Below are 20,946 nucleotides of genomic sequence, written 5' to 3'. Positions count from 1 at the left end.
TGACTCGACCCCCCGCCGGTGTGGGACCACTATGGCGCACTTCGCCGGTCTTGTGCCGTCTCGCCTGTGGACGACGACGCCCCGATACCGGGTGGTCGTACGGACGCGGCACACTGGTGGTCGTGCGGATCACCCTTCTCGCAGGCGGCATCGGCGCCGCGCGCTTCCTTCGCGGCCTGCTCGCCGACTCCCCCGACGCCGAGGTCACGGTCATCGGCAACACCGGTGACGACCTCACTCTCTATGGTCTGCAGGTCTCCCCCGACCTCGACACCGTCATGTACACCCTCGGAGGTGGCAACGACGAAGCCAAGGGCTGGGGACGGGCCGAGGAGACCTGGAACGCCCTCGCCGAGATCCAGGCCTACGACGCCACGGCCTCCTGGTTCGGCCTCGGCGACCGCGACATCGGCACGCACCTCGTGCGGACCGCGATGCTCGACGACGGGCACACGCTCTCCGAGGTGACCGCCACCCTGACCGCCCGGTGGAACCTCCCCGTGCGGCTGGTCCCGATGACCGACCATCGGGTCGAGACCCACGTCACGGTCGAGGACCCGGACGCCCCCGAGGGCCGCCGACGGCTGCACTTCCAGGAGTACTGGGTCCGTCACCACGCCTCACTGCCGGTGATCGACATCGAGGTCGAGGGCATCGCCGAGTCGACGCCCGCACCCGGCGTCCTCGAGGCGATCAGCGAGGCCGACCTGATCCTGCTTCCGCCGTCCAACCCCGTCGTCAGCATCGGCCCCATCCTCGCCGTGCCTGGCGTGCGCGACGCGGTGCTCGCTTCGCCCGCTCCGGTCGTCGGGCTCTCGCCGATCGTCGGCGGCGCCCCTGTCCGCGGCATGGCCGACAAGCTGCTGCCCGCGATCGGGGTCGACACCTCCGCCGCCGGGGTGGCGTTGCACTTCGGTGCGCGTTCCTCCGGTGGGCTCCTCGACGCCTGGCTCGTCGACGAACGCGACGCCGACGCCGTGCCCCGGATCGAGGAGGCCGGCATCGCCGCGCGAGCCGTACCCCTGATGATGACCGACGTCCCGGCCGTGGCCGAGATGGCCAGGGTCGCGCTCGACCTCGCCGACGCGGTACGCCGGTGAGCGGCGACGCCCTGGCGGGCGCGGTCGTCGTCACGCCCGTCTACGGAATCCCCGAGGTCCAGCCCGGCGACGACCTCGCCGAGCTGATCGCCACGCACGCTCCCCACCTCGCCGACGGCGACATCGTGGTCGTGTCCAGCAAGATCGTGAGCAAGTCCGAGGGCCGGGTCGTGGAGGGCACCGACCGCGCCGCCGCGGTCCGCTCGGAGACCGTCCGGGTCGTCGCCGAGCGCGGCACCACCCAGATCGTCCAGACCAGGCACGGGTTCGTGATGGCCGCCGGCGGTGTCGACGCGTCCAACGTCGCGCCCGGCCGGCTGCTGTTGCTGCCGATCGACTCCGACCACTCGGCGCGCGAGATCCGCCGTGGCCTGACCGAACGTCTCGGCGTCCACGTCGGCGTGATCGTCACCGACACCTTCGGTCGCCCGTGGCGGCTCGGCCAGACCGACCTCGCGATCGGCGCGGCCGGTGTCCGTGTCCTCGAGGAGCACCGTGGCCGCACCGACGCCCACGGCAACGAGCTCGTGGTCACCGCTCCCGCCCACGCCGACGAGGTCGCCGGCGCGGCCGAGCTGGTCAAGGGCAAGGTCGCGCAGGTACCCGTCGCGGTAGTCCGTGGCCTGCGCACCCTGGTCACTGCGGAGGACGGTCCGGGCGTGCGCGCCCTGGTGCGTTCGGCGGAGGACGACATGTTCCGGCTCGGCGCCCGGGAGGCACGGCGTGAGGCGCTGCGCCTGTCACGAGACGCGCGGGAGCTGGCCGACGCGCCCACCGACGTCGACCTGGTCCGGCGGGCGCTGGACTCCGTACCCGACCGCGCGGGATCCCGGTGGGGACTCGTGGAGGTCGAGGAGGCACAGCTGCGCAAGCCGATCCTCGACGCGGTCGGCCTGCCGTCCTCGGTCCCCTACGTCGCCGTCGCGTACCTGGGCGCCGGGGCGTTCGCCGAGCAGGCGGCCGCGCTGCTGGAGCTCGGCGGAGCGCGCGACCGGCTGGTCCTGTCCTGCGCCGTGGAGGGACTCGCGAGTCGCTGGCTGCCCGCTTCTCGGGTCGACGTGACCGCCGTGGGCTCGGCCGTTCCGGAGGACGCGGAGGTCGTCGGACTGCTGGCCATCGGAGCGAGCGCCTCGTAGCGAACGGCGGCCTCGCGCCCTCGCCTCCGCCCGTCCAAGCCCCGGCTTCTCCGGCCCCTCGGCCCGGGAGCCGGGGTCAGAAGGCGCGGTAGTCGCGCGGCGCGAGGCGTGGCCCACGCCGAGGCGCCCCGATCCCGGCGAGCTCGATCAGCCGGGTGACGCGGAACCTGTGGCCGCGCCAGCGTTCGAGCACTTGGAGCATCTTCTCGTCGTCGTACGGCTCCGCCGCCAGCGCCCAGCCCACCGACTTCGCGATGTGGAAGTCCCCGACCGAGACCGCGTCGGCGTTCCCGTGCGCGCGCTGCATCACCTCGGCCGCGGTCCAGACACCGATACCGGGAATGGTGCGGAGCCGGCGTTCGACCTCCGCGAAGTCGAGTCCGACGGTCCGTTCCAGCGCACTGGCCACCCGCGCGCACCTGACCAGCGCCTCCGCGCGCTGCGGACCCACTCCGGCGCGGTGCCACTCCCAGGACGGCAACGTGGCGAAGGTCCTGGCGTCCGGCTGGACCCACAGCGGAAACGGCGTGGGACCAGGTGCCTTCTCGCCGAACCTCCAGACCAGCTCACGCCACGACCGCCAGGCTTCGATCGAGGTCACCTTCTGCTCGAGGATCGCCGGGGCCAGGGACTCCATCACCAGGCCGGTACGACAGACCCGCCAACCCGCGAACCGCCGCGCGAGTCGCTGCAGCAGTGGCAAGCCGGGCTCGAATCCCGCCGGATCGTCCTCCGCCCCGATCAACGCCGGCAGCCGGTCCAGCACCCAGTCGGCACCGGGACCCCACGCCCGGCCGGTGACCGCGCCGTCGGCGCTGGCGGCGGAGATCCGTACGGTGGCGGGACCAGCAGGCGTCCGGATCCCGCGCCAGACGGCGCCGTCCGGCGTCCGCCGATGCACCGGGTCGCCCGCTCCGCGCTGCAACCCTCCAAGCGTCAGCCCCGGATCGAGGGGCGACTCGGTCACCACGGTGCGGGTGACTTCGGCGGTCGTCGCGGACACGGCACCAGTGTGCGGGACTCCTCGCCCCTTCCGGCTCCCGGGGCACGCAGAATCGGCCGCGTTCACTTCCGGCCGGCTCCGCACCATTGGCCCCGCTTTCTTCCGTACACTCCTAGGGTCTGCCCGCGGATCACGCACCAGCGGGTCGACCGGGACGTGGCGCCCACCAGCAGGCTGCTGGTGCGCGGACCGCCCGGGATCCGCGACGACCCTGCCCCAGTCCGGCCACGCACCCGCGGGGCCTCCGAAGCGAAGGACCGAGACCGTGGCGAAACGTAAGCCGGACGACAGGCGTGAGCGCGTCCAGCAGATGCGTCGCGAGCAGCAGCAGGCCGAGCGACGTCGCACGATCACCCTCATCGTCGTGTCCGCGCTCGTCGGCGTGGTCATCATCGGCGCGGCGGCATGGGTCCCGGTCAGCCGCATGATCGACAACCCCGCGAGCAAGCCGATGTCGGAGTTCGGCGTGACCGCCGCGGAGGCCGGCCTAGGCGCGCTCACCAACGACAGCGCCGCGGGTGTCTCCGAGCACATGCCGACCGGGCAGAAGATCTCCTACAAGACCGTGCCCCCCTCCTCCGGACCGCACTGGGCCCAGCCGGCGGCCTTCGGGCGGAAGTTCTACGACGCGAAGGACCGTCCCGCACTCGAGACGCTCGTGCACAACCTCGAGCACGGCTACACGATCGTCTGGTACGACGAGACCATCGCCAAGGACGACGCCCAACTCGAGGCGCTGCGCACGATCTCGCGACGCTACGAGTCCAGCCAGTTCGACAACTCCAAGAAGCTGATCATCGCGCCGTGGAAGGCGTCGGACGGCGCGTTCCCGGAGGGCAAGCACATCGCCTTCACCCACTGGTCGCTCGCGAACGGACGCCGGCAGTACTCCGAGAAGGTCAGCGGCGAGGCGATCGAGCAGTTCATGAAGAAGTACCCGGCCTCTGACGCACCCGAGCCGCAGGGCGCCTGACGCCGAGCCCACGGCCGCCCGCCGGGGCATCCCCGGTCAGGAGTAGCGGCCGCCGTGGGTCTGGTGGACCCGCGCGGCCAGGTCCTTGACTCGCTCGGCGTAACTCCTGGGGCAGACCATGGTGACGTCCGGGGTGTGCACGATGATCGTGTCGCGCAGTCCGACCGTGGCCACCAGGTGCTCCGGGTCGTCGCTCACCACGATGTTGCCCTCGGAGTCCACCAGTACCGTCACGGTGTTGCTGGCGTTGTGGGCCGGGTCGTTCTCGAGGGTTCGCGCGAGGGTCGGCCACGACCCGACGTCCAGCCAGTCGACCGCCATCGGGACGACCACGACCCGCACCGCGTCGCCGCCGCGCGCCGCGGGCTCCATCACGGCGTAGTCGATGCTGATCTTCGGGAGCCCGGCGTAGATCTTCTCGGCCACCGCGTCGCGGTCGGGTCCGTCCCAGGCCTGCGCGATGCCCATCACGCCGTCGTAGGAGACCGGCAGGTGTCGCTTCAGCTCGGCCAGCAGTGTGTCGGCGCGCCAGACGAACATCCCGGAGTTCCACAGGTGTCGCCCGCTCGCGAGGTAGGACTCGGCCGTCTGCAGGTCGGGCTTCTCGGTGAACGCGGACACCCCGAAGACCGCGGGCTGTCCACCGGCCGTGGTGGCGTCACCGAACGGTTCGGCCCGCTCGATGTAGCCGAGCCCGGTGTGGGCGGAGGTCGGCGGGATCCCGAACGTCGCGAGCACGTCCCGATCGCGTTCCACGGTCTCGAACGCCGTTCGCAGCGCGTCACGGAACGCGTCGAGCGGCTCGATGACATGGTCGGAGGTGACGAACGCGAGGACGGCGTCGGGATCACGGCTCGCGATCACCGCCGACGCCAGGCCGATCGCGTTGGCGGTGTCGCGACCCAGGGGCTCACCGAGGAAGTTGCCGTCGGGCAGGTCCGGCAGGTGCTCCAGGATCGACTCATGGTGGGACGTACCGGCGCAGACGAAGATGCGCTCGGCCGGCACGAAGCCGAGGAGCCGCTCGTAGGCCAGCCGGAGCAGGCTCTTGCCACCACCACCGAGACTCAGCAGCTGCTTGGGCAGATTCGCACGTGAGAGCGGCCACAACCTGGTGCCCGTTCCCCCCGCGTTGATGACCGCGTACCGCATGGCACGGAGCCTACGGGAGCGCCTCACCCAAACCGGTGCTCCCACAAGTTCGGGGCGCGTCGCGTCGCGTGTTCATCACCGCACGGAGTGCGACCGGCTCGCCGACCATGCCCTGGGCCGCGCCGCGGTGGGCCGAGCCGGCCGTGGGGCGGTGGCCGTTAGGCTCCGGAGACGTGGCGATCCCGAACAGTCCCGCCCGGCTCCTGGCCGACGCACTGGCCGCCGACCCGGCCAACCCGTTCCTCACGTTCTACGACGACGCCACCGGCGAACGCGTCGAACTCTCACTCGCGACCCTCGACAACTGGGTGGCCAAGACCGCGAACCTCCTCCAGGACGGCCTCGGCACCGACCCGGGCGACCGGGTCGCGATCATGCTGCCGCCGCACTGGCAGGGCGCGGTGTGGATGCTGGCCGCGTGGTCGGCCGGCCTCACCGTGACGCTCGACGGGCCCGCCGGCGCGGATGTCGTGGTCACCGGTCCGGACGCCCTCCCCGCGGCCGTGGCGGCGGGTGGGCGGGACACGATCGCCCTGGCGCTGCGACCACTGGGCGGATCCTTCACCGAGCCGCTGCCGGCCGGCGTCCTCGACTACGGCGCCGAGGTTCCGGGCTTCGCCGACCGCTTCACGCCGTACGTCCCGCTCGACCCGGAGGGACCGGCGCTCGAACTCGATGGGGCCACAGTGACGGGCCCGCGGTTGGTCGAGACCGCCCTCGGCCGGGCACAGGAACTCGACCTGGCGCCGGGCGGCCGGCTGATGACCGACACCAACCCCGCCGGCCCGGACGGATACCTCGACGCGCTGCTCGCGCCACTCGCGCGGCGGGGCTCGGTCGTCGTCGTCCGCAACCCCGACCTCGGCCTGGTCGAACGCCGGACGGCGGCGGAGAAGGTGACCCTCGCCCGCCTGGGCGCGGCCGACTCCTCCGACTCCTGAGCCCCCGCCCCGGAGCCGCTGACTCCTGAGCCCGCGTCCTGAGCCTCGGCGCGCGGGCTCTGCGGCTCAGCCGGTGCCGCGGCGGCGGGCGTAGGCCTCGAACGCCGCCAGCGACCCGGGATCGGCCAGCGCCCCCGTACTCGCGGCCTCGTCGACCGGCCGGCCCTCCAGGATCCGCTTCACCGGGACCTCGAGCTTCTTGCCGGACAGCGTGCGCGGGATCGTACTCACGGGGACGATCTCGTCGGGTACGTGCCGTGGCGACAGGCTACGGCGCAACTCGACCGCGATCCGCCGCCGCAGGTCGTCGTCGAGTCGCGTGCCCTCGGCGAGGACGACGAAAAGCAGGAGTTCCTCGCCCTCGTCCCCACGGGGCGCCGACGCGCCGGTCCGCTCCAGGTGGACGACCAGACTGTCGGCGATCTCGTCGAAGCCCTCGATGACGGAGTAGAACTCCGCCGTTCCCATCCGGACGCCCCCGCGCTTGAGTGTCGCGTCCGACCGGCCGGTGATGACGCAGGTGCCCCGCGAGGTGACCTGGACCCAGTCGCCGTGCCGCCAGACTCCGGGGAACTCCTCGAAGTACGCGGCGCGGTAGCGGGACCCGTCGGGATCACCCCAGAATCCGACCGGCATGGACGGCATCGGACGTTCGAGGACCAGTTCGCCGAGCTGACCGACCACGGGGCGTCCGGCCGGGTCGTAGGCCGCGACGGCCGCGCCGAGGCAGGGGCAGGCAAGCTCGCCGGCGTAGACCGGGAGCAGCGGCGAGCCGGCGACGAACCCCGTGCACAGGTCGGTCCCACCGGAGAAGGACTGCAGGAGCAGGGTGGGGTTGACGTTCTCGTAGACCCAGCCGAAACCCTCGACCGGAAGCGGGGCACCGGTCGAGCCCAGCCCACGGATCCGGGACAGGTCGGCGATGCGGTTCGGACGCAACCCGGCCTTGCGGCAGCTCATCAGGAACGGCGCGCTCGTCCCGAAGACCGTCACCTCGCACTCCTGCGCCATCCGCCACAGGTAGCCGAGATCGGGATGGCCGGGGTTGGCGTCGACCAGCACGACCGTCGAACCGACGAGCAGGCCGGAGACGACGACGTTCCACATCATCCAGCCCGTCGTCGAGAACCAGAAGAAGCGGTCGCCCGGGCCGAGGTCGAAGTGCAGCGCCAAGGCCTTCAGGTGCTCGAGGAGAATGCCGCCGTGCCCGTGCACGATGGGCTTCGGCAGGCCGGTGGTGCCTGAGGAGTACAACACGTAGAGCGGGTGGTCGAACGGCACCGGCTCGAACTCCAGCTCCCCCGGCTCCTCCCCCGCGAGCAGGTCGTCCCAGCCCAGGGAGTCGGGGACGCGACCGGGCTCGGCGCGGAAGTACGGAACGACCACGACGTGCTCCAGCGTGGGCAGCTCCGCCCGGATCGCCGCCACCTCCTCGACCCGGTCCACCTCCTTCGCGCCGTACCGGTATCCGTCCACCACCACGAGCACGCGCGGCTCGATCTGGCTCCACCGGTCGACGACGCTGCGGGTGCCGAACTCCGGGGCACAGGAGGAGAACACCGCACCGAGGCTCGCGCTCGCGAGGAGCAGCACCAGGGTCTCGGGGATGTTCGGGAGGTACGCGGCGACCCGGTCGCCGCGGCCGACCCCGAGCCGGACCAGCCCGGCCCGCGCCCGGGCGACCGCCGCGCGGAGTTCGTCGGCGGAGAGCTCGACAGGGCCCCTGGTCTGGGAGCGGGCCACCACCACCGGGCCCTGCGCGGGCAGGTTGGCCAGCATGTGCGCGGCGTAGTTGACGCGGGTGCCCGGGAACCACTCCGCCGCGGGCATGGTGGCGCGCGCGAGCACGGCGTCGTCCGGGGCCTCGGCGAAGCCGCGGCCCGCGTCGATGGCCCCAGCCCCCGCCACGCGCAGGTTCTGGACCCGGAAGTAGTCCCAGACGCTCCCCCAGAAACCCGCCAGGTCGTCGACGGACCATCGCCACAAGGCGGCGTAGTCGTCGAACCGCAGGGAGCGTTCCCGCTCGAGGAAGCGGAGGTAGTCGCCGATCCGGCTGTGGTCGCGGATGTCGGTGGGCGGCTCCCACAGGATCTGGCCGGGCACACAACCATCGGTGACGGTCAGGGCCGCGGCCGGCTCCTCCGCCCCGGGATCCACCGCGCCCACCGCGTCCACGGCGTTCGGCTCCGTCATGCGCCCTCCCCTTCCAGGAGTCCGAGGGTCACGTCTCCCGGCGTGCCTCGGGATGATGGAACAGCCACCCTTCCCAGGCGTCGGCGACGATCGCCCGCATGTCGTGCTGGGCGGACCAGCCGAGCACCCGCGCGATCCGCTCGGCGGAGGCGATCGAGACGGCGGGATCGCCCGCTCGCCGGGGGTGGACCTCGGGGGTGAGTTCGGTGTGACCCGACACCTCCAGGATGGCCTCGACGATCTCCCTCGTCGAGGAGCCGCGACCGGTGCCGACGTTGAGGACGTGCCTGGCGTCGGCTCCGCTCGCGAGGTGTCGTGCCGCCGCCACGTGGGCCGAGGCGATGTCGGCCACGTGGATGTAGTCGCGGATCGTCGTGCCGTCGGGCGTCGGGTAGTCGTCGCCGAAGATCCGCGGCGCCTTTCCGGCGGTCAGGCTCTCGAAGACCATCGGGATCAGGTTGAACGCGCCGGTGTCGGCGAGTTCGGGGCGCGCCGCGCCGGCGGCGTTGAAGTAGCGCAGGTTGACGTAGCGCAGACCCGACACCCGGGCCACGTCGGCGATCAACCACTCAGCCACCAGCTTGGTCTCGCCGTAGGGCGACTCGGGCCGGCAGATCGCGTCCTCGGTGAGGACGTCGGTGTCCTGGTTGCCGTAGGTGGAGGCACTGGAGGAGAAGACCAGTGAGTCGACACCGACCTCGGACATGGCCCGCAGGAGCGACTCCAGCCCGCCGATGTTCTCGCGGTAGTAGAGGAGCGGGTTCTCGACGGACTCACCCGGCTGCTTCTTGGCGGCGATGTGGACGACGCCGCTGATCTCGTAGTCGCGCAGCAACTGGGCGACCAGACTGGTCGCCTGCACCGACCCCGTGACGAGTGGGACGTCCTCCACACCCGCGATGCGCTCCGGAACGCCTGTGGACAGATCGTCGAGCACGACGATCTGCTCCCCTGCGGCATGGAGGGCATGGACGACGTGCGCGCCGATGAAACCGGCGCCTCCGGTAACGAGCCAGGTCATGGCAGTTCACCCTAGTCGGGGCTCCGCCGGACCGCAGCCGCGCGGCCACCGTCCGCGCGGAGGTGCGGCGCGGTGAGTCGTCGCTTCTCGGGTGGGCCGTCGCAGTGGTGTCGAACCGGCTCCAACAGGGCGCGGTCTGGACCGGCGGTTGGGTCGAAGATCTTCGAGGTGGGTCGAATCGGACCGCGTGGCCACCCCCTGCGTGGTGGCCGCGGCCGGACCTCTCCCCTGGCTCAGCTGATCGACTGACCTAGCTGATCGGGGTCATGCACTCCGGCGGCCGGCCCCGCCGCCCACTCGTGCCGCTCCGCCCACTCGGGCGGGCCCGGGCGCCCGGTGGCGACCGCCTCGGTCGCGCATGTGCCGTCCCCAGAGCCGTCCCAGCGGTGACAGCCAGGCGCTGGCCCACGCGAACTCCGCGCAGGTCCACTCCTGACCGCAGTACAGGCATCGGGGTGGGTCGACCCGACGTGATCCGACCAGACGCAACTTCGTCCAGCTCTGGTCGGGCTGGTGGAGTAGTAGTAGGTACCGGGCCTGTGCATCGAGCAGTTCCTTCGACCAGTCCACCCACCCGTATCCGGGCACGAAGACTGGAGCCCCTCCGGGCGAAGGCTCCGCAGTCGACGTCAGTAACGACGTCGCCATCGACATCGACCTCCTTCTCGCGGTCTTGTCGTTCTGCTGGCAGCGGCCCGCCCGGCTCGGGCCTTACCCCTCAAACGATCTGCGATCTGTGAAGGCGATCGTACGGATCGTCATCGGTGTCGGAAAGTAAGCGTGCCGTAATCGTGTGCAAATTTTCGGAACACCGGGCCAGGATGCGCCGCGCGGGCCCAGGCCGCTACGGTCGGGTAGCCACGCCGGAGAACACAGTCCGCAGCTCGACGGTCACTGCTGGTAGGTCCCGCGAGCTGAACGTTCGATGCTGGGCAGCACACGTCCGAACCGTTGGTCGTCGTAAACGCTCTAGGATGGGCGTTTCCATCAGACAGGGGTGATCCCGCTGCCGACCGCGTTCCTCGTCGGACCCGTCGTCCCCACCGAGCCGGGGCCCCGTCCGGTCGCCCGCCAACTGCGGGCGCTCGGCTACGACGTGATGGACATCGACGTGGTGGAGGATCTCCCGGCCGCGCTCTCCGCAGCACCGCCCGGCCGAATCGCCCTGGTCGACTCCCGCTACGTCGGCCACCTCCACGCCCTGCGCCGGGCCCTGTGCGACGCGCGCCGCGACGCCATCGCCGGCCCCGGCACCCTCGCGGTGTCACCCGCCGCGCGGCAGGGCCTGCTCGCCGCCCTCTCCTACGCTCTCGCCGCGGCCGCGGCGCGCCCGGACGCCGACAACGCCCAAGCGACCCAGTCCGCCCCGTCCCGCCCCTCGGTGGAGAGGGCGACCGACGTGCGGACCCAGGTCTCCGCCGAACCCGACACCTCGGCCCTCCGGCCCGTCGACGTCGCCGACATCACCGACGCGCTCGGCCACACCACCACCGTCACCCGGATGGACCCCGCCCCGCTGGTCGCCGGGCTCGCCGAGACAGCCGCGGAGCGCGCCGCGTTCGAGGCTCGGGCCCGTGCCGTCGACGAGGAGCGCGTCCGGCTGAGGAGCGCGGTCAAGGCCGAGGACACCGCCTTCACGACGTTCTTCGTCCGCAGCTACTCCGGCTACGTGGCCAGGTGGTTCGCCCGGCTCGGCCTGACGCCCAACCAGATCACCGTCCTGTCGCTCGTCGTTGCACTCGGCGCGGCGGCGCTGGTCGCCACCGGCACGCGCTCGGGCTGGGTGCTCGGCGCCATCGTCTTCCACATCTCCTTCGCCCTCGACTGCATCGACGGCGACCTCGCCCGCTACACCGTCTCCTACAGCAAGCTCGGTGCCCGCCTGGACCTCACCTTCGACCGGGTGAAGGAGTACGCGCTGTTCGCCGGCCTGGCGTTCGGCGTGGCCCACTCCGACCCGTCGATCTGGTGGCTCGCGGCGGCGGCCATGGCGTTCCAGACGGTGCGGCACCAGATGCACGCCGCCTACGAGGAGGTCACGGCCGACCCCACGGAGGAGGCACCCGCCCTCGCCGACCAGGTGCAGGCCCGACTCCACGGCGGCCGCTGGAAGGTCTGGCTGCGCCGCGCCGCGGTCCTGCCCCAGGGCGAGCGGTCGGCCCTGATCTGTCTGCTCGTGGCGTTCACCACACCGCGCGTCGTCCTCGTCGTCCTGCTCGCGGTCGGCGTGCTGGCCGCGGGGTACGCCTTCCTCGGCCGCCTCCTCCGCAGCCTGCGCAGGGTGCGCCGGCCCTGGTCCAAGCCGGCGGGACTGTCCCTCGGCACGATGGTCGACGTCGGACCGGTCGGGTGGATCGTCCACAACGCGCTTCCGGGTCGCTCGTTGCCCGCCCCCCTGACCACCCTGATCGCCCTGCTCGCGCTCGGGTTCTCGCTGGCCGTGGTGCCCTCGGTCGGTCCGGCCTGGGTGCTGCTCGGAGTCCTGTGGTACGCCCTGCTGGTCGGCTTCGCGAGCCGGCAGCCGCTCAACGGCTGGGCCGACTGGGTGCTCCCACCGTCCTTCCGGGCCGCCGAGTACGCCCTCGCCGTCACGCTCGCGGCCCTGGTCGCCCCGGCCGCCCTGCCGGCGGCGTTCGGCTACGTCGCCGCGTGCGCCTTCCACCACTACGACACCGTGTACCGTCTCCGCGAAGACGGATCGACCCCGCCCAGGTGGCTCACCATCGTCACCCTCGGTCACGACGGCCGGATGCTCCTCGTCGGGCTCATGGGGCTCGGCGGCGCCACGGTGCTGCAGACGGGACTCATCGTGCTGGCCGCCGCGCTCGCGCTGGTCTTCGTGGGCGAGAGCGTCGTCGCCACCGCCGCCCGGGTCCGCGACCGGGCCTCGGCATCGGTCCCGGCCATGAACGGAGGCGCGTGATGATCGGCATGGTGCTCGCCGCGGGTACGGGTCGCCGCCTGCGCCCCTACACCGACTCGCTGCCGAAGGCGCTGGTCCCCCTCGCCCCGGCCGGGCCCTCCGAGGCCCCGCTGACACCGCTCGACGTGATCCTCGCCAACTTCGCCCAGGTCGGCGTGACCGACGTGGCCGTGGTGGTCGGCTATGCCGCCGACGCGGTGCACGCGCGCAGGGACGACCTCGAACGCCGCCACGGCGTCACCCTCGAACTCATCCACAACGACCGCGCGGAGACCTGGAACAACTGCTACTCCCTGTGGTGCGCACGCCACCTGTTCTCCCAGGGGTGCCTGCTCGCCAACGGCGACACGGTGCACCCGGTCGCCGTCGAGCAGGCCCTGCTGGAGGCCGCGCGGGCCACCTCACCGGCCCTGCTGCTCGCCCTCGACACGGTGAAACCGCTCGCCGAGGAGGAGATGAAGGTCGTCTGCTCCGCCGAGCGCGGCATCACCCGGATCACCAAGCAGATGGACCCGGCGCTGGCGACCGGCGAGTACATCGGCGTGAGCCTCATCGACCCGGCCGCGGCGCAGGCCCTCAGCTCCGCGCTCGAGGCCACCTGGCGCAAGGATCCGCACCTCTACTACGAGGACGGCTACCAGGCGGCCATCGACGACGGCTTCCGGGTCGACGGCACGCCGATCGGCGACCTGCCCTGGGTGGAGATCGACGACCACGCCGACCTGGCCCGCTCCGCGCGGGTGTTGCAGGCCCTCGCGGCCGGCGTCGGCGACGACGTCCGCCGGACCCGTCCCACCGTGACCGACCCCACCAGCGCAACGGGCGGGCTGGCGGCGGGCCTGGAGCCCTAGTGCCCCTGCTCGCCCGGATGATTCCGACGCCGGTGGTGGTCGACGTACGCCGCGGCGCCATCACCGACCTCGCCGACCTGCTGGCCGACCAGCGCATCTCGACCGCCGGCCGGGTGGCCGTCGCGCTCGGACCCCGGTCAGGGGCCGAGCTGGCCGCGCGGGTGCGGCCCTTCCTGCGCGAGGCCGACTTCTACACCGTGACCGCCGGGACCGTCGACGCCGCCCTCGAGCTCGCCGGGCAGGTCCGAGGTGGCTCCTACGACGCGATCGTCGGTATCGGCGGCGGCAAGGTCCTCGACGCCACGAAGTTCGCCGCCGCCCGGGTCGGACTCCCGATGGTCGCGGTCGCCACCAACCTCGCCCACGACGGGATCGGCTCGCCGGTCAGCATCCTCGACAACGACGCGGGGCGCGGCTCCTACGGCGTAGCCGCGCCCCTCGCCGTCGTGGTCGACCTCGACGTCGTACGCCAGGCGCCGCGGCGGTCGGTGCGGGCCGGCATCGGCGAGGTCGCGTCCAACCTGTCCGCGATCGCCGACTGGGAACTCGCCCACAGCCTCCATGGCGAGGCGGTCGACGGACTCGCCATGGCGTTCGCCCGCACCGCGGCCGAGGCCGTGCTGCACCATCCGGGGACGCTCGCCGACGACGACTTCCTCCGCTGCCTCGCCGAAGGGCTGGTCCTGTCGGGGGTCGCGATGGTCGTGGCCGGGTCCACCCGGCCCTGCAGCGGCGCCTGCCACGAGATCTCCCACGCGCTCGACCTGCTCTATCCCGGGCGCGCCGGCGCCCACGGCGAGCAGGTCGGTGTCGGTGCGGCGTTCGCGTCCACCCTGTGGGACGATCCGCAGGGCCGAGCGCGCGGTGACCTCATCACCCGCTGCCTGAGCCGGCACGGGCTGCCGGTCACTCCCACCGAGTTGGGCTTCACCTGGGAGGAGTTCACAGCGGCCGTGGTCCGGGCTCCGGACACGCGGCCAGGTAGGTTCACGATCCTGGAACACCGCGACCTGGACAAGGACGCGGTGGCAGCGGCGGTGCGGGGGTACGCCCAGCAGGTCCAGACCGGATAATCATGCGTTCCGGACCAGCGCGCGAGCGCGCCAGACCAGCCAGCCACGCACAGGTGAGGAGATCGGACGTACCCCATGACTTCCCTGCCGTCGATCGCTGAGCTGCGCGCCAAGGCGCACCCGCCCGGTCTCCTCGAACGCCGTAGCGGCGAGCACTGGGCCGGACGCCTGTACATGCGGCGGATCTCCCTGTACGCCACCAGGTTCTTCCTGGTCCTACGCCTGTCCCCCAACCAGCTCACCGGGCTGATGATCCTCGCCGGCGTCGCAGCCGGATTCGCCCTGCTCATCCCGGGTTTGACCGGGGCGATCCTGGCCGCGGTCCTGGTCCAGCTCTACCTCCTGCTGGACTGCAGCGACGGCGAGGTCGCGCGCTACACCGGCCGGACCAGTGTCACCGGCGTCTACCTCGACCGGGTGGGCCACTACCTCTGCGAGGCCGCCCTGCTGGTCGGCCTGGGTTTCCGGGCCGCCGGGGTCGAGCCCACCGGTTACGCCGTCCTCGGCCTGGCGGCGGCGCTCGGCGCCATCCTGATCAAGGCCGAGACCGACCTCGTCGACATCGCCCGCGCCCGCAGCGGGCGGTCCGCGGTGACCGAGGACGACGTGGAGCCGCGTACCTCGGCGCTGGCCAAGGCTCGCCGGGCCGCGCTGGTACTCCGCTTCTACCGACTCATCCTCGCGATCGAGCTGTCTCTGATCATCGTGGTGGCGGCGATCGTCGACGCGGTGCGGGGCGACCTCCTCGCGACCCACGTCCTCACCGTCGCGGTGGCCGTCGTCGCCGCCGTCCAGGTGGTGCTGCACCTGATCAGCGTCCTGGTGTCGAGGCGGCTTGCGTGACCGATGTCGACGACACGCCGTTCCGGCTCGCCTGTGTCTTCCTCACCATGGGTGACCGCCCGGAAGGGCTGGAGCGGGCCATCCACAGCGTGCGGGACCAGGTTGGCGACCCGATCGAGGTCATCGTGGTCGCCAACGGCGTGCCCTCGCCGGAGGTTCCGAACGACGTGAAGGTCGTCGCGCTGCCCACCAACGTGGGCATCCCGGGCGGCCGCAACGCCGGCCTGGAGGTCGCGAACGCCGACGCGATCCTGTTCCTTGACGACGACGGCTTCCTGCCCTACCCGACCACGGCCCAACGCCTGCGGCACCTCTTCGACGACGATCCCCGCCTCGGCATCGTGTCGTTCCGGATCGCGGATCCCGAGTCCGGTGCCACCCAGCGCCGGCACGTCCCTCGCGTGCGGGTCGGCGACCCACACGAGTCCTCGGAGGTCACGACCTTCCTGGGCGGCGCGGCCGCGATCCGGCGATCGGTCTTCGACGAGGTCGGGGAGTTCCCGGCGGCGTTCTTCTACGCCCACGAGGAGACCGACCTCGCCTGGCGGGCGCTGGACGCCGGCTGGCGCATCGTCTACGACGCGAGCTGCGTCCTGTGCCACCCGGCGACGTCGCCCACGCGGCATTCGACATACTTCCGGCTGAACGCCCGAAACCGCGTCTGGCTGGCCAAACGAAACCTTCCGCTCCCGGTCGCCGTTGCCTATCTGGCGACCTGGGTGGTGTTGACCATTGCCCGTACGCGTACGCTCTCCGGGCTGAGTGCCTGGTCGAGCGGTTTGTTGGAAGGTGTCCGCACCCCTTGTGGTCGGCGTAAACCGATCGCATGGCGCACAGTGTGGCGAATGACCCGTTTGGGAAGGCCTCCTCTGGTATGACCGATTGGCAGCAACCAGTCACCGACTGGCCATGTCGTACCCTCGTCGGCATGAGCTCGGTGCGTCACGGGAGGCAACTGTGAGCACCACGACCACCTCCGCGACGCCCGCCGAGCTGGCCACGCGCTACGGCCTCGTGCCCAGCGCGGCGCGGCCGAAGCTGTTCACCTACGTCGGACAGGTGTGGCAGCGACGCCACTTCATCACGTCGTTCGCGACGTCACGCACAGCGACGATGTACTCCAGCGCCCGGCTGGGGCAGCTGTGGCAGGTGCTCACGCCGCTCATGAACGCGGCGGTCTACTACTTCATCTTCGGCGTGCTGTTCGCCACCCGGCACACCATCGACAACTTCATCGCGTTCCTCGTGACCGGTGTCTTCGTGATGTCGTTCACGACGCGCTCGGTGACCACCGGGGCCCGCGCGATCTCAGGCAACCTCGGCATCATCCGGGCGCTGCACTTCCCGCGCGCGGCGTTGCCGCTCTCCTCCACCATCGTCGAGTTCCAGCAGATGCTGGTCTCGATGTTCGTGCTGTGTCTCATCGTGCTGGCCACCGGTGAGCCGATCACCCTGACCTGGCTGCTGGCGATCCCCGCGCTGGCGCTGCAGACGTTGTTCAACACCGGACTCGCCCTGATCCTCGCCCGCATCGGCTCGACCGTCCCCGACATCAGCCAGCTGCTGCCGTTCATGCTGCGGACCTGGCTCTACCTCTCCGGTGTCTTCTTCGTCATCCCGGAGCGGGTCCACGACAGGCTTCTCCAACACATCATGTTGGCGAACCCCACGACCGTCTACATCGAACTCGTCCGAGACGCGCTCATCGAACAGCACGGCGCCCCCCACTACGCGTGGCCGCTCGCTGTCGGCTGGGCGGTCGTCGCGTTCGTCGTAGGGTTCTGGTACTTCTGGGGAGCTGAGGAGAAGTACGGTCGTGGCTGAGAGCATCGACGAGCGCGTGGCTCAGAGCGTCAAGGAGAGCGACGAGCAGGCGCCCACGGTCATCGTGGACGATCTGCACATCGTCTATCGCGTCTACGGCGCGACCGCCGGCAAGGGCAACGCACCCGCCGCGTTCAAGCGGATCCTCAGGCGCCAGGCGTCACCGGCGATGCGTGAGGTGCACGCGGTGCGCGGTGTCACCTTCACCGCTCACCGTGGCGAGTCCATCGGCCTGATCGGTCGCAACGGCTCGGGCAAGAGCACCCTGCTCCGCGCGGTGGCCGGCCTGCTGCCGGCCACCAGGGGTGCGGTGTTCACCGACGGACAGCCGACGCTGCTCGGCGTCAACGCCGCACTGATGGGCGACCTCACCGGCGAGCGAAACATCATCCTCGGCTGCCTGGCCATGGGCCTCACGCCCGCACAGGCCAAGGAGCGCTACGCCGACATCGTGGAGTTCAGCGGTCTCGGCGAGTTCATCGACCTGCCGATGCGCACGTACTCCTCCGGCATGCAGCAACGGCTGCGGTTCGCCATCGCGGCGGTGAAGAGCCACGACGTCCTCATGATCGACGAGGCGCTCGCCACCGGTGACGCGGAGTTCCGGCGCCGCAGCGAAGATCGCATCCGCGAGCTGCGGGACGAGGCCGGAACGGTGTTCCTGGTCAGCCACAGCCTCGACGTGGTGACCCAGACCTGCACCCGGGCGATCTGGCTCGACAAGGGCGAGATCAAGATGGACGGCGACGCCGACTCGGTGGTCAAGGCCTACTCGGCCGCGACGAGCTGACCGTCGAGGACCCGAGAAGCGACGCGAGAACGACGAAGCCGCGGCCATCCGGCCGCGGCTTCGTACTTTTTGCGGTGGGTCGGGTCGGGCGCTCGAGGGCAGGACGGAGCTATCGGGGCGACGGACCGGACGGCGTCGAGTGGGTCGAGGGCGGGTTCGGCGTACGCCGGCCGAGCGAGCGCGGGCTGACCAGGAAGCCCGCTCCCCAGGTCATGTGCATGGTGGCGGCCACCACGGGCAGCCAGAGCCGCCCCGCGAGGGACATCCCGCGGCCGAAGAGGATCGATCCGGCGATCACTCCGAGCGCGTACACCACGGGGATCACGAACCCGAGCAGCAGCCAGGGCAGACCCGCGAAGGCGCCGACGAGGCCGACCACGAGCCCGACGGCGCAGCCGAGGACCGCGAGCGGCGGGGCGAGGTAGCGGACGTTGAACGTACCCGGGTGCGAGCGTCCGATTCCGCGCCGCCACTTTCCGGTCAGGTAGAACTGCCGGATCAGGGCGCGCAGGTTGGACCGGGGCCGGTAGGTCACGCGCAGGTCAGGGGTGAACCACACCGTCCCGCCGGCCTGCCTGATCCGATGGTTGAGCTCCCAGTCCTGGGCCCGCTCGAACTCGTCGTCGAAGCCGCCGAGTCGATCGAGGGTCTGGCGACGGAAGACCCCGAGATAGACGGAGTCGACCGGACCCGCCTGTCCCCCGACGTGGAACCGGCCGCCACCAAGGCCAAGGGGTGTGCTGTAGGCGCGGGCCGCGGCCTCCTCGAATCCCGGGTCGCCCTCGGCCGCCATGACGCCGCCCACGTTGTCCGCGCCGGTCTCCGCCAACACCTCGACGGCACGCCGGATGTAGCCGGGCGAGAGGATGCCGTGCCCGTCGACCCGGACGATGACGTCGTACCTCGCCGCCCTGATCGCGGCGTTCAGGGCGCTCGGCGTGATCCCGGACGGGTTGGGGATCAGGCGCACCCGCGAATCGCCGGCGACGATCTCCTCGGCGATCTCCTGGGTCCGGTCCTTGGACGGACCGACCGCCATCACCAACTCCAGCGGGCCGGGGTACTCCTGGGCGAGGACCTGTGAGACCGCGGTGCGCAGGTGGCGTTCCTCGTTCAGGACCGGCATCACCACCGAGACCGCTGGCCAACCGGCTGCGTCGTACGGCGCTGAGGGCGGTCTTCCCGTCACGGCGACCCTTTCGACGAAGAGGGCGGGCTGTCCTTCCAGGCGCGGGAGCCCCGGACCTCAAGCCTCAGGGGCTGGGCGCGGCGGCCTCGCCCGAGCGGCTGTCAGGCACTCCCAGGCAGGGGAACAACCTACCGAGCCGCCACCCCCGCGACGCCCGGGGGCATGATCACCGGGAGGACTCGATCGGGGCGAGAGGCCCTAGGCCGCGGAGCAGACCTGGCGCAGGTCACTCACGGCATCCTCCTCGTCACCGGAGCTTCCGGGGCTCGCGGTCGACCCGGCGGAGTTGCCGGAGGAGGAGCTCGATCCGGCCGATCCCTGCCCTGCTCCAGCGGTGTCCGTGCCTCCGGACCCGCTGCCGCCCGATGCGCTGCCTCCGGATCCGCCGCTGCCCGAGTCCGACGAACCCGACCCGGACGCGTCCGCCCCGCCGGTCGGCGCGGGCGTCGGCGTCACCTTCGAGGCGTCGATGGCGGCCCGGACGGTCTCGCGGATCTCGGGGTAGTCCGGCCGCGCCGTCTTGATCAGCGGCGGGACGAACTGCACCGAGGTGATCTTCTGTCGCTTGGCCCGCAGCGCCAGGTCGACGAAGGTGTCGAGTTCGCTCGCCGGGATGTCGGTCGAGACGATCTGCTGCCCGGCCTTCGCGATGCCCTGGAACTTCAGCAGCACGGTCGTCGGGTCGAGCTGGTGCAGCATCGCCGACATGACGCAGCGCTGGCGCGCCATCCGGTCGTAGTCGCTGGAGCCCGAACGCGAGCGGGAGTACCAGAGCGCGTTGTAGCCGTCGAGTCGCTGGACGCCGGCCTTGATGGTGCCCTTGAGCGCTCCGGTCGGACCGGTGAAGGGGACGTCCTCGCGTACGTCGACCGTCACGCCACCCACCGCGTCGACGAGTTCCTGGAAGCCGCCCATGTCGACCAGGGCGTAGTAGTTGACCTGCAGGCCGGTGACGCCACGGATCGCGTCCTTGGTCGCCACGATGCCGGGGTCGGCGACGCCGGGGAAGAGTCGCTTGTGGTCCGTCGCCCAGGTGTAGACGGCGTTGAGCAGGCACTCGTCCCCGCAGTCGAAGCCGTTCGGGAACTGCTTGTGCATCACCGTGCCCGCCGGGAACGGCACCCGCTGGAGGTTACGGGGGAAGCTGAACATCGCGGCCTGGCCGGTCTTCTCGTCCATCGAGACGAGGGTGATGCTGTCCGGGCGCAGGCCCACCCGGTCCGCTCCCGCGTCGGCTCCGAGCAGGAGCACGTTGTAGCGGCCGGCGTACGGATCGACGACCGTCCTGCCCGCGAAGATCCGGGAGATCGACTCCCGTGCCACGCCGACGTAGTGCGACGAGGTCAGCACCAGGCTGACCGCCACCACGGAGAGCACCACCATCGTCACGGTCGAGGTGAGCCGCTGCTTCTGGCGCAAAGTGAGCGGGTCGCCGAGCCGCCACGCGTCGATGAAGAGGGCGAGCCAACCGAGGGCGAGTACGACGAGGACGATCTGCGCGCAGCGCAGGAACGCCTGGTTGGCGAGCAGGGAGATGAGGGTGCGGGAGGAGACCAGGCCCAGGAAGGCGAGGAGGGCGACGACACCGAGTAGGCCGGCCGCCACCCGCAGTGCGAACTTCCCGACCCCACGGCTGCCCGCGACCAGCTGGGCCGAGCCCGGCAGCACCAGCGTCATCAGCAGGAGGCACACCGCCCGCCGGAACCGTACGCCGTTCGGCCCGAGCGTCCGCAGCAGTCCGGTGACGGGCGCGTCACCCACAGCGGCGGGGCTCGGCCGTGTTGGCCGTCGTCGCTCGTGTCCGATCGGTCCCTGCCGCCGTTGCCGCCCCGTCATGGCCGCCATACCAACACACCGGACAACTCCCTCCGGACCGCCACGCCGACCGAGAGTCGTGATGACCGCACGCGCGGGATCGACGCTGACCGAACGTG

At 71.4% G+C, this 20,946-nt stretch carries 17 protein-coding genes; 11 read left to right on the top strand and 6 right to left on the bottom strand.

Features of this window, described 5'->3' with window-relative positions:
- Nucleotides 1–122 precede the first annotated feature (122 nt).
- Nucleotides 123–1,100: a 2-phospho-L-lactate transferase gene (gene cofD, locus HEB94_RS22305; protein WP_192751694.1), complete on the top strand. Its 978-nt coding sequence runs from the start codon at nucleotides 123–125 to the stop codon at nucleotides 1,098–1,100.
- Nucleotides 1,097–2,236 carry a coenzyme F420-0:L-glutamate ligase gene (locus HEB94_RS22300; RefSeq protein WP_192751693.1) on the top strand — a complete coding sequence of 380 codons (1,140 nt, stop codon included), beginning with the start codon at nucleotides 1,097–1,099 and terminating at the stop codon, nucleotides 2,234–2,236. The genes cofD and HEB94_RS22300 overlap by 4 nt, the downstream gene beginning before the upstream one ends.
- Before the next feature lie 76 nt (nucleotides 2,237–2,312).
- On the opposite strand, the gene HEB94_RS22295 is transcribed toward HEB94_RS22300, so the two are convergent.
- Nucleotides 2,313–3,239 (bottom strand): DNA-3-methyladenine glycosylase family protein, encoded by a 927-nt coding sequence (locus HEB94_RS22295; RefSeq protein ID WP_337917907.1) that lies wholly within the window; start codon nucleotides 3,237–3,239, stop codon nucleotides 2,313–2,315.
- A 265-nt stretch (nucleotides 3,240–3,504) separates the two neighbouring features.
- On the opposite strand from HEB94_RS22295, the gene HEB94_RS53665 reads away from it, so the two are divergent.
- On the top strand, nucleotides 3,505–4,212 hold the full coding sequence (locus HEB94_RS53665) for a DUF3105 domain-containing protein (RefSeq protein WP_192751692.1): 708 nt from the start codon (nucleotides 3,505–3,507) through the stop codon (nucleotides 4,210–4,212).
- Between the two features lie 36 nt (nucleotides 4,213–4,248).
- Here the strand turns inward: HEB94_RS53665 and HEB94_RS22285 are convergent, their stop codons facing one another.
- Nucleotides 4,249–5,364 (bottom strand): mannose-1-phosphate guanylyltransferase, encoded by a 1,116-nt coding sequence (locus tag HEB94_RS22285; protein ID WP_192751691.1) that lies wholly within the window; start codon nucleotides 5,362–5,364, stop codon nucleotides 4,249–4,251.
- 173 nt (nucleotides 5,365–5,537) lie between these two features.
- On the opposite strand from HEB94_RS22285, the gene HEB94_RS22280 reads away from it, so the two are divergent.
- The gene (locus HEB94_RS22280; protein WP_337917906.1) at nucleotides 5,538–6,305 is read left to right on the top strand and encodes a TIGR03089 family protein; all 768 of its coding nucleotides are present in this window, start codon (nucleotides 5,538–5,540) and stop codon (nucleotides 6,303–6,305) included.
- A gap of 66 nt (nucleotides 6,306–6,371) precedes the next feature.
- Here HEB94_RS22280 and HEB94_RS22275 read toward each other — a convergent pair whose 3' ends face one another.
- Nucleotides 6,372–8,498, bottom strand: a complete 2,127-nt coding sequence (locus tag HEB94_RS22275; protein ID WP_192751690.1) for an acetoacetate--CoA ligase — start codon at nucleotides 8,496–8,498, stop codon at nucleotides 6,372–6,374.
- A 28-nt stretch (nucleotides 8,499–8,526) separates the two neighbouring features.
- Nucleotides 8,527–9,519: a UDP-glucose 4-epimerase GalE gene (gene galE, locus HEB94_RS22270; RefSeq protein ID WP_192751689.1), complete on the bottom strand. Its 993-nt coding sequence runs from the start codon at nucleotides 9,517–9,519 to the stop codon at nucleotides 8,527–8,529.
- Between the two features lie 997 nt (nucleotides 9,520–10,516).
- Here galE and HEB94_RS22265 point away from each other — a divergent pair.
- The 7 genes from HEB94_RS22265 (at nucleotide 10,517) to HEB94_RS22235 (ending at nucleotide 17,823) form a co-directional block, all read left to right on the top strand.
- Nucleotides 10,517–12,442, top strand: a complete 1,926-nt coding sequence (locus HEB94_RS22265) for a DUF5941 domain-containing protein (RefSeq protein WP_192751688.1) — start codon at nucleotides 10,517–10,519, stop codon at nucleotides 12,440–12,442.
- Nucleotides 12,442–13,293, top strand: coding sequence for a phosphocholine cytidylyltransferase family protein (locus HEB94_RS22260; protein WP_238361596.1), 852 nt, complete (start codon nucleotides 12,442–12,444; stop codon nucleotides 13,291–13,293). Before HEB94_RS22265 ends, HEB94_RS22260 begins: the two co-directional genes overlap by 1 nt.
- 17 nt (nucleotides 13,294–13,310) lie before the next feature.
- Nucleotides 13,311–14,366, top strand: coding sequence for an iron-containing alcohol dehydrogenase family protein (locus tag HEB94_RS22255; protein ID WP_202896482.1), 1,056 nt, complete (start codon nucleotides 13,311–13,313; stop codon nucleotides 14,364–14,366).
- A 75-nt stretch (nucleotides 14,367–14,441) separates the two neighbouring features.
- Nucleotides 14,442–15,209 carry a CDP-alcohol phosphatidyltransferase family protein gene (locus tag HEB94_RS22250; RefSeq protein WP_192751686.1) on the top strand — a complete coding sequence of 256 codons (768 nt, stop codon included), beginning with the start codon at nucleotides 14,442–14,444 and terminating at the stop codon, nucleotides 15,207–15,209.
- Nucleotides 15,206–16,087 carry a glycosyltransferase gene (locus tag HEB94_RS22245; protein WP_192751685.1) on the top strand — a complete coding sequence of 294 codons (882 nt, stop codon included), beginning with the start codon at nucleotides 15,206–15,208 and terminating at the stop codon, nucleotides 16,085–16,087. Before HEB94_RS22250 ends, HEB94_RS22245 begins: the two co-directional genes overlap by 4 nt.
- Nucleotides 16,088–16,166: 79 nt before the next feature.
- Nucleotides 16,167–17,033, top strand: coding sequence for an ABC transporter permease (locus HEB94_RS22240; RefSeq protein WP_337917904.1), 867 nt, complete (start codon nucleotides 16,167–16,169; stop codon nucleotides 17,031–17,033).
- Nucleotides 17,026–17,823: an ATP-binding cassette domain-containing protein gene (locus HEB94_RS22235; protein WP_192751683.1), complete on the top strand. Its 798-nt coding sequence runs from the start codon at nucleotides 17,026–17,028 to the stop codon at nucleotides 17,821–17,823. The genes HEB94_RS22240 and HEB94_RS22235 overlap by 8 nt, the downstream gene beginning before the upstream one ends.
- A 109-nt stretch (nucleotides 17,824–17,932) precedes the next feature.
- Here the strand turns inward: HEB94_RS22235 and HEB94_RS22230 are convergent, their stop codons facing one another.
- Nucleotides 17,933–19,012: a glycosyltransferase family 2 protein gene (locus tag HEB94_RS22230; RefSeq protein WP_337917903.1), complete on the bottom strand. Its 1,080-nt coding sequence runs from the start codon at nucleotides 19,010–19,012 to the stop codon at nucleotides 17,933–17,935.
- 198 nt (nucleotides 19,013–19,210) lie between these two features.
- Complete coding sequence (locus HEB94_RS22225; RefSeq protein WP_337917902.1) at nucleotides 19,211–20,773, bottom strand: LCP family protein; 1,563 nt, start codon at nucleotides 20,771–20,773, stop codon at nucleotides 19,211–19,213.
- Nucleotides 20,774–20,946 lie beyond the last annotated feature (173 nt).

Source organism: Actinopolymorpha pittospori (assembly GCF_014873875.1).
Taxonomy (GTDB): domain Bacteria; phylum Actinomycetota; class Actinomycetes; order Propionibacteriales; family Actinopolymorphaceae; genus Actinopolymorpha; species Actinopolymorpha pittospori.
The sequence above is the reverse complement of the archived record's forward strand: the minus strand, read 5'-3'. Positions and strand labels throughout refer to the sequence as shown.

What these genes read in the sequence shown, in the direction of transcription:
- HEB94_RS22260 (WP_238361596.1), top strand. Translation starts at nt 12,442, where the DNA reads ATGATCGGCATGGTGCTCGCCGCGGGTACGGGTCGCCGCCTGCGCCCC.
- HEB94_RS22285 (WP_192751691.1), bottom strand. Translation starts at nt 5,364, where the DNA reads ATGCGGTACGCGGTCATCAACGCGGGGGGAACGGGCACCAGGTTGTGG.
- HEB94_RS22250 (WP_192751686.1), top strand. Translation starts at nt 14,442, where the DNA reads ATGACTTCCCTGCCGTCGATCGCTGAGCTGCGCGCCAAGGCGCACCCG.
- HEB94_RS22275 (WP_192751690.1), bottom strand. Translation starts at nt 8,498, where the DNA reads ATGACGGAGCCGAACGCCGTGGACGCGGTGGGCGCGGTGGATCCCGGG.
- galE (WP_192751689.1), bottom strand. Translation starts at nt 9,519, where the DNA reads ATGACCTGGCTCGTTACCGGAGGCGCCGGTTTCATCGGCGCGCACGTC.
- HEB94_RS22255 (WP_202896482.1), top strand. Translation starts at nt 13,311, where the DNA reads ATGATTCCGACGCCGGTGGTGGTCGACGTACGCCGCGGCGCCATCACC.